Origin of the sequence: Nonomuraea sp. NPDC049758 (assembly GCF_040674635.1) — a bacterium.
Classification (GTDB): domain Bacteria; phylum Actinomycetota; class Actinomycetes; order Streptosporangiales; family Streptosporangiaceae; genus Nonomuraea.
The window spans coordinates 84,141-96,926 of sequence record NZ_JBFAMZ010000022.1 but is presented as its reverse complement, the minus strand read 5'-3'; the positions used below and the strand labels follow the sequence as shown (position 1 = coordinate 96,926).

Sequence of the window (12,786 nt, the reverse complement as noted above, 5' to 3'; positions counted from 1 at the left end):
GGGAAGGATGTCATGCACGCGTGGGTTGGTGAGCACTCGCTCATATCATGGGCGGATGAGCACCCGTGAGCGCATCCTCGACGCCGCCGAGCAGGCCATTCGGGAGTTCGGCATCTCGGGCGCGACCACGCGGCGCATCGCCCAGGCGGCCGGCTGCTCCGAGGCGCTGCTCTACAAGCACTTCGCCGGCAAGGAGCAGATCTTCCTCGCGGTCCTGCTCGAACGGCTGCCCGCGCTCGCCCCCGCGCTGGCCCGGCTGCGGATGAGCACGGGCGAGGGCGACCTGGCCGACAACCTCACCCGCTTCACGCTGGCGGCGCTGGAGTTCTACACCGAGGCCGCCACCATCGCCTCCGGCATGCTGGCCGACCCCTCGCTGCTGGCCCGGTTCAAGCACATGCTGGCCACCACGAACACGGGCCCCCACCTGCCGATCAGGGCGCTGGCCGAGATCCTCGACGCCGAGCGGGCCGCGGGCCGCGCCGACCCCGGCCTCGACCCCGGCGCGGCGGCCGCCCTGCTGATGGGCGCCTGCTTCCACCGGGCCAACCTGTCCTACTTCGTCGACCCGGCCGACAAGGACGAGGAGTGGGCGGCCGGCGTCGTCGCCGAGTTGCTCAGGCGATGACCCGGCTGGCGCCGCCGTCGACCAGCATCGAGACGCCGTTCACGTACGAGGCCCGCTCGCTGGCCAGGAACGCGATCACGTCCCCCACCTCCTCGGCCTGACCGACCCGCCCGACCGGCACGGCCCGGCCGCGCTCCTCGACCACGTCGTCGCCGCCCGACATGCCGCGCAGCCGTTCGGTGTCGATCGCCCCCGGCAGCACGTTGTTGACCAGCACGCCGTCGCCGCCCACCTCACGGGCCAGCGTGCGCACGAGCCCGGCGACCGCCGGGCGCAGGGCGTTGGACAGCGCCAGCCCGTCGATCGCCTCGCGGACGGACGAGCTGGTGACGGTGACGATCCGGCCCCACCCCCGCGACCGCATCTCCGGCAGCACCGCCTGGATCAGCCGGACGGTGCCGAGCAGGTTGCGCTGCACCGCGACGTCCCAGTCCTTGAGGCCGACCTCGTCGGAGCGGCCGGTGGGCGGGCCGCCCGCGTTGGCCACCAGGATGTCGACCGGGCCGAGCACGTCGCGCGTCTCGTCGGCCAGCCGCTGAGCCGCCGCCGGGTCCTCCACGTCGGCCAGCACGGCGTGCACCACGTGGCCGAACTGCTGCAGCTCCACCACCGCGTCCGCGAGCCGTTCCGGGTTGCGCGAGCTGACGCACACGTCGCAGCCCTCGCGCGCGAGGCTCTTGGCGGCGGCCAGGCCGATGCCCGCGCTGCCGCCGGTGACCAGGGCGACCTTGCCCGAGATGCCGAGATCCATAAGCCGACTATAGTGACGGGCCGATCAGTCCGGCCGCACCCGGGTCAGCTTGTCCGGGTTGAGCACGCCGTAAAGCCCCTGGATACGGCCATCGCGCACGTCGAGGACGATGAGCTGGTCGCTTCCTGCCACGTGCGTCCACAGGGCGGGGCGGCCGTTGGCCTCGACGAGGCGCGCCCGGCTGAAGTCGTAGCGGGCCAGCAGGCCGCCGATGAAGCCGCTGACCTTGCGCCGGCCCAGGATCGGGCGCAGGGCGGCCCGGACCTTGCCGCCGCCGTCGTTCCACATGACGACGTCCTCGTGCAGCAGCTCGGTCAGCGCGTCGAGGTCGCCGCCGCCGGCCGCCTCCATGAACTTCGTCAGCAGCCTGGCGTGGTCCTCGTTCGTCGGCGTGAACCGGTCGCGGCCCTGCGACACCCGGACCGCAGCGCGGTGGTGCATCTGCCGGGCGTTGGCCACCGACGAGCCGACGATCTCGGCGATCTCGTCGTACGGCAGCTCGAACGCCTCCCGCAGCACGAACACCGCCCGCTCCGGCGGCGACAGCTTCTCCATCAGGTGCAGGGTCGCGAAGGAGACGGTGTCGCGCAGCTCGGCCGTGTCCAGCGGCCCGGCCTCGCCCGTCGCGACCGGCTCGGGCAGCCACGGCCCGGTGTACGCCTCGCGCCGCACCCGGGCCGAGCGCAGCTGGTCGAGGGCCAGCCGTGAGACCACGGTCAGCAGGAACGCGCGGGGCTCCCTGATCTGGCTCCGGTCGGTGCCCTCCCACCGCAGCCAGGCCTCCTGCACGACGTCCTCGGCGTCCCACATGCTGCCGAGCAGGCGGTAGGCCAGGCCCAGCAACATGGGGCGGTATTCCTCGAAGTCCACGTCCGGCATCATGCCCTGTCGCCCGGCCGGGCGGCCCGGCGGGGCTCGGCAGGGCGGTTCGGGGGCGACCACGGTGGGGCGGCTCTGTGGGTGGCCAAGGCGGGCCGGGCGTGATGGGCTGGGTGTGTGGCAAGAAATCTGATCCTGTCAGGAGGGCTCTTCCACGACTTCGCCGCCACGTCGGCCGCGCTCGCCGACGTGCTGGGCGAGGTGGGCGTCGAGTCCGAGATCACCGAGGACATCGCGGGCGCGCTGAGCGAGCCGCCGGAGGTGCAGCTCATCACGGTCAACGCGCTGCGCTGGCAGATGGGCCAGGACCGCTTCGCCGACCTGCGCGGCGAATGGCGCTTCACGCTGCCCGCCCAGGCCCGCACCACGCTCCTGGACCACCTCGACCGGGGCGGCGGCCTGCTGTGCATGCACACGGCCGCGGTCTGCTTCGACGACTGGCAGGGCTGGCCGCGGGTGCTCGGCGGCAGCTGGAACTGGCCCAAGTCCCACCACCCGCCCCTGGGCTGGACCGGCGTGCGGGTGCACGGCGCCGCCCACCCCATCGTGGCGGGCCTGCGCGACTTCGACCTGGTCGACGAGGTCTACAGCGACCTCGACGTGCTGCCGGACGTGCGCCCCCTGGCCTCCGCGCACGGCCAGCCGCTGGTGTGGGCGCGTCCGGTGCGCCGCGGCCGGGTGGTCTACGACGCGCTGGGGCACGACACCAGGTCCTACGACAACGAGATCCACCGGGCCCTGCTCCAGCGGGCCGCGTCGTGGCTGCTGAAACGGCCGGTGGGCGACACCGGCTGACACGTCCGGTTCGGACAAGACCCGAGCTCGCGCGGCGGGCACGATGGCCGTATGAACGTCAATCTCTCGGCGGTCGCCGGGTTCCTGGCCACGCACGCGCGGGTCCTGGACCGGCGCCGCTTCCACTTGCTCATGGAGGAGACCGGCCCGGCCTCCGTGCTCGGCGCCCTCGACGCCTACCGCAACCCCGACGGCGGCTACGGCTGGGGCCTGGAGCCCGACCTGCGCTCGCCGGAGAGCCAGCCGGGCGCGGCGCTGCACGCCTTCGAGGTGTTCGAGGAGATCGGCCCCGACACCGCGCCGCAGGCCGTCGCGCTGTGCGACTGGCTGGAGTCGGTGACGATGCCCGACGGCGGGCTGCCGTTCGCGCTGCCGCTCACCCTGACCGACGGCACCGCGCCCTGGTGGGCGGGCGCGGACACGAGCACCTCGTCGTTGCAGATCACGGCCGTCTCCGCGGCGGCGGCCCACGGCGTGGCCGCCCACGACCCGGCCGTGGCCGCGCACCCGTGGCTGGAGCGGGCCACCCGCTACTGCCTCGACGCGATCCAGGCGCTGGACGAACGGCCGCACGCCTACGTGCTCTCCTTCGCCGTGCGCTTCCTGGACGCCGTCCACGGGACGCGGCCCGAGGCGGCCGGGCTGCTCAAGCGGCTGGCCGCGCACATCCCCGAGGACGGGCGGGTGCCCGTGGAGGGCGGCACCGCGGAGGAGCGGCTGCACCCCCTCGACTTCGCCCCCTACCCCGGGCGGCCGGCGCGCGAGCTGTTCGCGCCCGAGGTGATCGCCGCCGACCTCGACCGGCTGGCCGGGACGCAGCAGGAGGACGGCGGCTGGGTCGTGGACTACGCGCGGATCTCGCCCGCCGGCGCGCTCGAATGGCGGGGCGCGGCCACCGTGCGGGCCGTCGAGATCCTGCGGCGCAACGGCGTGCTCTGACCGGCCCTGACCGGCTCCCGCAGGCCCCTACCGCTGGCGCTGCCCCACCCGGCGGGCCGACTCCGACTCCTGGGCCATGCGGCGCAGCGTGTCGAACGCCTTGCCGTACAGGACGGTGCCCAGCACCAGGGCCTCCACGGCGGCGTCGCGCGGCCCGTCGAAGGGGATGGTGTCCATCTCGACCTCGGTCACCAGCTTCCTGGCGGCCTCGACGTACGGCGCGAGGTCGACGCGCAGGCCGAGCTGGCGCATGCGGACCATCGTCTGCGCCAGCTCGTCGCGGGTGGGGGCGTCCTCGACGACGTTCCAGCCGAGCTCGTCGATCAGCCGGTCGACCTCGGCCCTGGCGGTCCGCCACTCCTCGTCCTGCTCGGGCTCGACGACCGGGCCGAGCGCGTAGTGCGCGATCCCGAGCATGTGGTGGATGGGCAGCGTCTCGTCGTCGACGGCGGCGATGACCTGCTTGATGGCGGCCACGGGAAGCCTGCCCACCTCCAGCAGGGCCCGGATCAGGCGCAGCCTGCGCAGGTGGGAGTCGTCGTACTCCGCGCGGGTCGCGGCGGTCTGCTCGCCCTGGTGCAGCATGCCCTCACGCAGGTAGTACTTGATCGTGGGGATGGCGACACCGGATCGGGCGCTCAGTTCTGAGATGCGCATCGATAGATAATAGCGCTATCCAGATCGGGCGACGTGGCGGGCCGCGCTCACCACCTCGTGGACGTCGGCCTGCCGGTTCCACAGGAAGACCGCCTCCAGCGGCGGCACGTCCTCCTTGATGGGCACGAAGGCGAGCGCGTCGGGCACCGCGCTGCCCTCGTGGACGCACAGGCTGTAACCGGCCCCCGCGCCCACCATGTCGATCACCAGGTCATGGGTGGCGGCGGCCGGGCCCAGCCGGGGATGCAGCCGATGCCGGACGAACCCCTCCAGGAACCGCCTGGCCCCGGCGACCGCGTCCGACTCGGGCATGATCAGCGGCTCGCCGGCCAGGTCCGCCAGCGACAGCGCCTCCTGCCCGGCCAGAGGGTGGTCGCGGGGGAGCAGTGCGCGGACCGGGAAGCGCTGGACGAGCATGCGGGCCACGCCCCTCGGCAGCGAGCCGGGAGCGTAGCCGAGGCCGGCCTGCAACGTGCCGTCGGCGATGGAGACCAACTGCTCGGCCGTGCCCATCGGCGCGATCCGCACCGGCACGTTCTGGAGCTGTGCGAGCAGCCGGGCGGCCACGTCGGCCAGCCCGTCGGCCACGCCCAGCCGGGTGGTGCGGCCCCTGCCGCGCGCGGCGGCCACGGCCCGTTCGTAGGCGTCGAGCGCCACCGTGGCCTGGGCCAGGAACGCCTCGCCCGCCTCGGTGAGCCGCACGCCGCTGGACGAACGGCTGAACAGCTCGACGCCTATCTCCTTCTCCAGCGCCCTGAGCTGCTCCGACAGCGTGGGCTGCGCGATGTGCAGCGCGGTCGCGGCGCGGCGGAGGCTGCCGGCGCGCGCGATCGCCATCGCGTATCTGACGTAGCGCAGATCCATCTCTCACCTCGGGGTGATGATGATGGGCTATCGGCTGATCACCTCTCCGTATTACAAGACGGGGCAGCCCGCGTGAAGACATCCAGTCACGGCTTGTGCCTTCCCGCTGCTCAGGACCTCGCCCAACCTGGCGGCGACGTCCTTCGGACGCGGGACGCCGCCGTTGTGGCCGCCCGGAAACTCCGCATATGAAACCAGCGGCGGCTCGGCCGCCCGCATGCCGAGCAAGCGCTTGTCTGGACGTGTTATCGTGCGGGATGCAGTCCTTCGCCGGGTGCGCGGCCGTGGCCGGGATCGGGATGACCGCGTTGACCAGGCAGTCCGGGCGCACCGAGCTGGAGCTGGCCGCCGAGGCGTGCCGGGCCGCCTGCGCGGACGCCGGGATCGTCCCCGGCGAGGTGGACGGGCTGCTCAGCTACCACATGAACGACTCCGCGCCGGTCGTCCAGGTGGCCCGCGCGCTGGGGATCGAGCGGCTGCGCTGGCACAACGACATCTCCGGCGGCGGGACGCAGGCGGCGTCCGTGCTGGGGGACGCGGCCATGCTGATCCACGCCGGCGTGGCCAGGAACGTCCTGGTCTTCCGGGCGCTCAACGGACGCTCCGGCACGCGGATGAACACCGCCTCCACCGGCCCCCTGGAACGCCACACCTACGGCCTGGCGGGGCCGATCCCGCTGTTCGCCATGGCCGCGACCCGCTACCTGCACGACACCGGGCTCACCGCCGAGCACCTGCACGCCGTGGTCGCCCAGTCCAGGCGCAACGCCGCCGCCAACCCGCGCGCCCTGCGCCGCGAGCCCCTCGACCTGGCCGCCTACCTGGCCAAACCGTACGTCTGCACGCCGCTGCGCACCGCCGACTGCTGCCTGGAGACCGACGGCGCGTGCGCGCTGCTGGTGAGCGGCGTCCTGGACGGCCCGCGCATCCGGGCGGTCGTCCGCGGGGGCGGCCCCGGCTGCTCCTCCATGGACCGCTCGCCGGACGTGACGGCCGTCTTCTCCGCGCACGTCGCGCCGCTGTTGTGGGCGGCCTCCGGGATGCGGCCCGCGGACGTCCGGGCGGCGCTGCTCTACGACGCCTACTCCTGGCTGGTGCCCCGGCAACTGGAGGACTTCGGGCTGGTGGCGCGGGAGGACCTGGGGGCGTACCTGCTGGAGCGGCGGCACGCGTGGGTGAACCCGCACGGCGGCCTGCTGTCGGAGGGGTACGTGCACGGGCTCAACAACGTGGCCCAGGCGGTTCGGGAACTGCGCGCCGGGCGCGAGACCGCCCTGGTGACCGGGTTCGGCGGCAGCTACGGCAGCGCGGCCCTCCTCACCCGGTGAACGTCAGGGAGTGAACGTCAGGGAGTGAGCGTGAACGCGGCGTGCGAGCTCCGGCCGTCGTCGCCGGGCAGCACGCCGCGGGCCGCCAGCCAGGCCGCCGCGCCCGCCGCGTCGCGCGCCGTGCGCACCCGCTCGCCGGACAGCCGCGCCAGCACGGCCCGGCGCACCGGCCCCTCGCTGGTCAGCACACTGCCCGCGAGTACGACGTCGCCCGAGACGTGCACCCTGCGCAGGGTGGCCACCAGACGGTCGGCGGCCGCCTCGGCGACCTTGAGCGCCATCGGGTCACCGGCCTCGGCCGCCCGGCTGACCAGGGCGGACAGCGCGGCCAGGCGCATGTGGTCAGCCTGCGCGAGCCGGACGAACCGGTCGGCGACCGCCCGCGGCGACCCCGGACGTTCCTCGCCCAGGACATGCTCCACGACGAGCGCGACCAGGCTGCCCGGCTCGCCCGTCGCGCCCCGGTCGAGGGCGGAGACCACGGCCTTGGCGGCGGCGCGGCCGATCCAGAAGCCCGAGCCCTCGTCGCCCAGCAGCCAGCCCAGCCCGTCGGCGATCGTGTCGATGCGGTGGCCGGCGACCCTGGCCGCGACGGCGCCCGTGCCCGACAGCAGCAGCGAGCCGTCGGGCTCGGCGGTGCCGGCGGCGTAGGCCACCGCCACGTCGCGCTCGATCAGCGGGCCCGCCTCGATGCCGTGGCCGGCCCACACCCGGGCCAGCTCGGGGACCAGCGTGTCGACCTGGCCCGCGACCCCGGCCAGCGAGGCCACCACCCGGCCGCCGTCGTGCGACCCCAGCGCCTGCCCGAGCGCCGTGCCGATGGCCGCCACCGCCTTGTCCAGGCCGTGTGCCGAGGGGTTGCCGGCGCCCGCCCGCGCGTAGCCGACGCGGGTGCCGTCGAGGGTGTGGACGGAGACGCGCGTCGAGGTGGCTCCCGCGTCGACACCGACCACCAGCGATTTGGTCACGGTCGAATTCTGGGGGTTGACGTGACCGGGAAGCAAGAATAATTTTCGCCAGAAGACCGAGTATTCGGAAGGAATATTCGTGACTTCAGGAGCCCTCGGGCGCGTCGAAACAGAACTGCCCGGTCTGCCGGAGGCGTTGCGCCGGGTCGGCGAGGTGATACTCGGCGACCCCGCCGAGGCCGCGCGGTCGACCATCATCGCGCTGGCCGAACGGGCGGGCAGCTCGCCCGCCACCGTGACCAGGTTCTGCCGGGCGTTCGGCTTCTCCGGCTACGCCGAGCTGCGGGTCGCCCTCGCCACGGAGACCGGCAGGGCCGCACAGGCCGGCTGGGGCGCGGGGGTCGGGCACGAGATCGGCCCCGACGACCCGCTCGACTCGGCGATCGAGGTGATGGCCGCCGCCGACGCCAGGCTCATCCAGGACACCGCCGCCCAACTCGACCTCGCGATGGTCGCCCAGGTCGCCGACGCCGTCGTCAGAGCCCGCCGGGTGCTGCTGATCGGCGTCTCCACCAGCGGGAACGTCGCCACCATGCTCGAAGGCAGGCTGCGCCGCATCGGCATCCCGTGCTGGAGCGCCGGCGACGCGCACGTGGCGCTGTCGGAGGCGGCGCTGCTCGGCGCGGACGACGTCGCCATCGGCATCAGCCACCGGGGCCGCACCCGCGAGGTCATGGAGGCGCTGGCCGAGGCGGGCAGCCACGGCGCGACCACGGTCGCCGTCACCTCCTTCGCCCGCTCGCCGCTGGCCGAGCTGGCCGGCCTGGTGCTGACGACGGCCAGCAGGGAGACCACGTTCCGGCTGGGCGGGCTGGCGGCCGTGCACTCGCAGATCTTCGTGCTCGACGCCGTCTACGTGGCGGTCGCGCAGCGCACGTACGAGCGCACCAACGAGGCGTTCGAGCTGACGATCAGCGCGGTGGAGAGCCACCGCGTGGAGAGAGGCTGACATGCGGTACGCGTCCAAGGCCCTCGCCCTCGCCGGGCAGGTCGCCGAGAGCCAGGCGGAGCCGGTGCGCCGGGCCGCCGCCCTGATCGTCGCCGCGCTGCGCGCCGGCGGGGTGGTCAACGCGTTCGGGTCGGGGCACTCCGAGGCCATCGCCATGGAGATCGCCGGACGGGCCGGCGGCCTGGTGCCCAGCAACCGCCTCTCCCCGCGCGACCTCGTCCTGTACGGCGGCCGGCCGCCGAGCGTGCTCACCCCGGAGCTGGAACGCGACCCGGCCGTCGCCCACGAGATCTACGACCTGGCCCCCGTCGCGCCGCAGGACGTGTTCGTCCTGGTCTCCAGCTCCGGCGTGAACGGCACGGTCGTGGAGCTGGCCACGCTGGTCAAGGAGCGCGGCCACCCGCTCGTCGCGATCACCTCGGTCGCGCACAGCACGCGCATGACCTCGCGCCATCCCTCGGGCGGCAAGCTCATGGACCTGGCCGACGTCGTGCTCGACAACGGCTCCCCGTACGGGGACGCCGTCCTCGACCTGCCGGACGGCGGCACGTACGGGGCGGTCTCCACGATCACCTCGGCGCTGCTCGCGCAGATGGTGGTCACCGAGGCGGTGGAGGAGCTCGTCGCCCTGGGCGAGCGGCCCCCCGTCTACCTGTCGGTCAACGTGACCGGCGGCGACGAGCACAACAAGGCCCTGGAGAGCCGATACGCAGGGCGAATACGACGAGGATCATGAACAGCTAGGAGCCATCAATGCCTGACACCCCCCATATCAGCCGTCGTCACCTCCTGCGCGGCGCGGCCCTCGTCCCCGTCGCGGGGGCGCTGGCCGCCTGCGCCACCCCGGCCGCCAAGCCCACGGCCACCGCCTCGTCCGCGCCGGTGGCGACCAGCGCGGCCAACCCGTTCGGCGTCGCGGACGGCAAGCCGCTGGAGGTGTGGATCTTCGACGGCGGCTTCGGCCAGGACTACGCCAAGAACATCCACGAGCCGCTGTTCACGACGAAGTACCCGAAGAGCGAGATCAAGCACAACGCCACCAAGGAGATCACCAAGGTCCTCCAGCCGCGGTTCGCCGGCGGCAACCCGCCGGAGGTGATCGACAACTCCGGCGCCAACTTCATGGACTTCGGCGCCCTGTCCCAGGACGGCCAGCTCCAGGACCTCACCGCCCTGCTCGACGCGCCGAGCTGGGACGACCCCGCCGTCAAGGTCAGGGACACCATCGACCAGTCGGTCATCGACATCGGCACCTACGACGGCAAGTTCAGCGTGCTCGGTTACGTGAACTACATCCACGGCATCTGGTACTCACAGAAGGTGTTCAGGGACAACGGCTGGGAGATCCCCAAGACCTGGGACGAGTTCGTCAAGCTCTGCGAGACGATCAAGAAGTCCGGCAAGATGGCGCCCTTCACGTACGCCGGCAAGTTCCCCCAGTACCTGTACGAGCCGCTGCTGACCATGGCCGCCAAGATCGGCGGCAACGAGGTGCTGGTCAACATCGACAACCTGGAGGACGGCGCCTGGACCACCGAGGCCATGAAGAGCGCCGCCACGGCCTGGGCCGAGGTGGGCGCCAAGTTCCTCATGGAGGGCACGACCGGCCTCGATCACGTCCAGACCCAGACGGCCCAGAACAAGTACAAGGTGGCCATGCTGCCGTCCGGGTCGTGGCTGGAGAACGAGCAGAAGAGCACCACCCCGCCCGACTTCGAGTACGGCATGTTCCCGATCCCCGACGTCACGGGCTCCGACAAGATGCCGTACGGCACCCTGCACACCCAGCCCGGCGAGAACTTCATGGTCGCGGCCAGGAGCGCCAACCCGCAGGCGGGCGTCGAGTACCTGCGCGGCATGTTGTCGAAGAAGGCGGCCGGCGACTTCAGCGAGATGGTCAAGACGGTGACCGCGGTCAAGGGTGCGACCGAGGGCCGTACGATCTCGCCCGGCGTCACCAGCGCCTCCAAGGCCGTCGCCGACGCGGGCGCCAACACCGTCTACTACCGCTGGAACACCTGGTACGGCCAGCTCAAGGACGAGGGCATCGCGGCCACCGGCGAGCTGATGTCCGGCGGCCTGACGCCGGAGAAGTACCTGGAGCGCATGCAGAAGAAGGCCGACGAGATCAAGAACGACTCCTCGATCAAGAAGTTCAAGCGCTGATGTTGTTCAACAGGTATCGCCGCGGGCTGTTCATCACCGCGTTCCTGGCAGCCCCGGTGATCCTCTACCTCGTCTACGTCATCTCGCCGCTGCTCCAGGCGTTCCGCATCGCGATGACCGACTGGCGCGGCGTGACGGCCACGCCGGACTTCATCGGGCTGGACAACTTCGTCCGGCTGTTCAAGGACGGCGTCTTCTGGAAGGCCGTCAGCCACAACGCCATGCTGCTCGTGCTGCTGCCGCTGCTCACGATCGTCATCGCGCTGTTCTTCGCCTTCCTGCTCAACGTGGGCGGGCGCAAGGGCTCCTCGGGCATCGCGGGCTCGAAGTTCTACCGGGTGGTGTTCTTCTTCCCGCAGGTCCTGGCCGTGGCCGTGGTGGGCGTGCTGTTCCAGCAGGTGTTCCGGCCCGACGGCAGCGGCATGCTGAACGGGCCGCTGATCGCGCTCGGCGCCAAGCCGGTCGGCTTCCTGTCCGACCCCGGCGTGGCCTTCTGGTCGGTGCTCGGCGTGCTGGTCTGGCAGGCGGTCGGCTTCTACGTGGTGCTGTTCTCGGCCGGGCTGGCCTCCATCCCGCGCGACATGTTCGAGGCGGCGCAGATCGACGGCGCGGGCCGGTTCAGCCTGTTCTTCCGCATCACGCTGCCGCTGCTGTGGGACACGATCCAGGTGGCCTGGGTCTACCTCGGCATCCTGGCGCTCGACGCGTTCGCGATCGTGTGGGTGATGACCGACCAGCACGGCGGCCCCGACTGGTCGACCACCGTCATGGCCGCCGAGATCTACCGCAACGCCTTCCAGTACTTCCGCTTCGGGTACGCCTCGGCCCTCGGCGTCATGATGTTCTTCTTCACCGTCGGATTCGCCATCCTCTCGCTGCGCCTGTCACGCCGCGAACGAATCGAGTACTAGATGACAACGACGACCACGTGGACGGTGGCGAACTCCCGCAAACTGGCCCGCCAGGAGCGCCGGCGGCGGCTCGGGCCGATGGCCGTGCTCTCCCACGTCGCGCTCCTGGTGTGGACGGTGCTCGTCGTGGTGCCGATCCTGTGGACCTTCCTGGCCTCGGTGAAGAGCGAGGACGAGATCTTCGGCGAGGCGTGGGGGCTGCCGGCCAAGCTCAACTGGGACAACTTCGCCCGCGCCTGGGAACAGGCGCACATCGGGCAGTACATGCTCAACAGTGTCATCGTCGTCACCTTCAGCGTGGCCGGGACGATGCTGCTCGGCTCGATGGCCGCGTACGTGCTGGCCCGGTACCCCTTCCGCGCCAACCGGCCGATCTACTTCCTGTTCGTGTCCGGGCTGGCCTTCCCGGTGTACCTGAAGCTGACGCCGCTGTTCTTCGTCGTGCAGAACATGGGGGCGGTGCCGCTGGTGGGGCCGTACATCGGGTTGAACACGCATGCGGGGCTGGTGCTGGTCTACATCGCGTACTCGATGCCGTTCACGGTGTTCTTCCTGACCGCGTTCTTCCGTACGCTGCCCACGGCGGTGGGGGAGGCGGCGATGGTGGACGGCGCCTCGCACACCCGCGTGTTCTTCCAGATCATGTTGCCGATGGCCAGGCCGGGCATCATCAGCATCACGATCTTCAACGTGCTCGGGCAGTGGAACCAGTACCAGCTGCCGCTGGTGTTGCTCCAGGACCGGGACAAATGGGTGCTTACGCAGGGGATTGCTGACATCTCCACGTCCGCGGGGTACGACCAGGACTGGTCGGCGCTGTTCGCCGCGCTGACGTTGGCGATCCTGCCGATGCTGGTCGTCTACACGGTGTTCCAGCGCCAGATCCAGTCCGGCCTGACCTCGGGAGCCCTCAAATAGGGGGACGTCGCCTTCGGCCAATGGTCTTCGCCG

At 71.9% G+C, this 12,786-nt stretch carries 14 protein-coding genes; 9 read left to right on the top strand and 5 right to left on the bottom strand.

Going from position 1 to position 12,786, the window contains the following annotated elements:
• Positions 1-55: 55 nt before the first annotated feature.
• Entirely contained in the window at positions 56-628 is a 573-nt protein-coding gene (locus tag AB0J46_RS41540) for a helix-turn-helix domain-containing protein (protein ID WP_364340387.1), read from the top strand.
• On the opposite strand, the gene AB0J46_RS41535 is transcribed toward AB0J46_RS41540, so the two are convergent.
• Together AB0J46_RS41535 and AB0J46_RS41530 are read right to left on the bottom strand one after the other, a co-directional pair.
• Positions 618-1,379, bottom strand: coding sequence for an SDR family oxidoreductase (locus tag AB0J46_RS41535; protein WP_364340385.1), 762 nt, complete (start codon positions 1,377-1,379; stop codon positions 618-620). The genes AB0J46_RS41540 and AB0J46_RS41535 overlap by 11 nt on opposite strands.
• A gap of 24 nt (positions 1,380-1,403) precedes the next feature.
• Positions 1,404-2,249 (bottom strand): RNA polymerase sigma-70 factor, encoded by an 846-nt coding sequence (locus AB0J46_RS41530; RefSeq protein ID WP_364340383.1) that lies wholly within the window; start codon positions 2,247-2,249, stop codon positions 1,404-1,406.
• Between the two features lie 126 nt (positions 2,250-2,375).
• On the opposite strand from AB0J46_RS41530, the gene AB0J46_RS41525 reads away from it, so the two are divergent.
• A complete protein-coding gene (locus tag AB0J46_RS41525) occupies positions 2,376-3,053 on the top strand; it encodes a ThuA domain-containing protein (protein WP_364340381.1) in 678 nt (225 codons plus the stop codon).
• Between the two features lie 51 nt (positions 3,054-3,104).
• Positions 3,105-3,992, top strand: coding sequence for a hypothetical protein (locus AB0J46_RS41520; protein WP_364340380.1), 888 nt, complete (start codon positions 3,105-3,107; stop codon positions 3,990-3,992).
• Positions 3,993-4,019: 27 nt separating this feature from the next.
• Here the strand turns inward: AB0J46_RS41520 and AB0J46_RS41515 are convergent, their stop codons facing one another.
• Both AB0J46_RS41515 and AB0J46_RS41510 read right to left on the bottom strand, forming a co-directional pair.
• Positions 4,020-4,649: a MerR family transcriptional regulator gene (locus tag AB0J46_RS41515; RefSeq protein WP_364340378.1), complete on the bottom strand. Its 630-nt coding sequence runs from the start codon at positions 4,647-4,649 to the stop codon at positions 4,020-4,022.
• A gap of 15 nt (positions 4,650-4,664) precedes the next feature.
• Positions 4,665-5,513 carry a LysR substrate-binding domain-containing protein gene (locus AB0J46_RS41510; RefSeq protein WP_364340377.1) on the bottom strand — a complete coding sequence of 283 codons (849 nt, stop codon included), beginning with the start codon at positions 5,511-5,513 and terminating at the stop codon, positions 4,665-4,667.
• A 257-nt stretch (positions 5,514-5,770) separates the two neighbouring features.
• Between AB0J46_RS41510 and AB0J46_RS41505 the strand changes: the two genes are divergently transcribed.
• Positions 5,771-6,841 (top strand): acetyl-CoA acetyltransferase, encoded by a 1,071-nt coding sequence (locus AB0J46_RS41505; RefSeq protein ID WP_364340375.1) that lies wholly within the window; start codon positions 5,771-5,773, stop codon positions 6,839-6,841.
• 17 nt (positions 6,842-6,858) lie between these two features.
• Here the strand turns inward: AB0J46_RS41505 and AB0J46_RS41500 are convergent, their stop codons facing one another.
• Positions 6,859-7,809 (bottom strand): BadF/BadG/BcrA/BcrD ATPase family protein, encoded by a 951-nt coding sequence (locus AB0J46_RS41500; protein ID WP_364340372.1) that lies wholly within the window; start codon positions 7,807-7,809, stop codon positions 6,859-6,861.
• A gap of 79 nt (positions 7,810-7,888) precedes the next feature.
• Between AB0J46_RS41500 and AB0J46_RS41495 the strand changes: the two genes are divergently transcribed.
• The 5 genes from AB0J46_RS41495 to AB0J46_RS41475 are packed head-to-tail and all read left to right on the top strand — an operon-like array spanning position 7,889 to position 12,753.
• Positions 7,889-8,758, top strand: coding sequence for a MurR/RpiR family transcriptional regulator (locus AB0J46_RS41495; RefSeq protein WP_358298526.1), 870 nt, complete (start codon positions 7,889-7,891; stop codon positions 8,756-8,758).
• Between the two features lies 1 nt (position 8,759).
• The gene (locus AB0J46_RS41490; RefSeq protein WP_352363078.1) at positions 8,760-9,494 is read left to right on the top strand and encodes an SIS domain-containing protein; all 735 of its coding nucleotides are present in this window, start codon (positions 8,760-8,762) and stop codon (positions 9,492-9,494) included.
• 17 nt (positions 9,495-9,511) lie between these two features.
• Positions 9,512-10,924: an N-acetylglucosamine/diacetylchitobiose ABC transporter substrate-binding protein gene (gene ngcE / locus AB0J46_RS41485; protein WP_364340370.1), complete on the top strand. Its 1,413-nt coding sequence runs from the start codon at positions 9,512-9,514 to the stop codon at positions 10,922-10,924.
• Complete coding sequence (locus tag AB0J46_RS41480) at positions 10,924-11,835, top strand: sugar ABC transporter permease (RefSeq protein WP_364340368.1); 912 nt, start codon at positions 10,924-10,926, stop codon at positions 11,833-11,835. Before ngcE ends, AB0J46_RS41480 begins: the two co-directional genes overlap by 1 nt.
• Positions 11,836-12,753, top strand: a complete 918-nt coding sequence (locus tag AB0J46_RS41475) for a carbohydrate ABC transporter permease (RefSeq protein ID WP_352363084.1) — start codon at positions 11,836-11,838, stop codon at positions 12,751-12,753.
• Positions 12,754-12,786 lie beyond the last annotated feature (33 nt).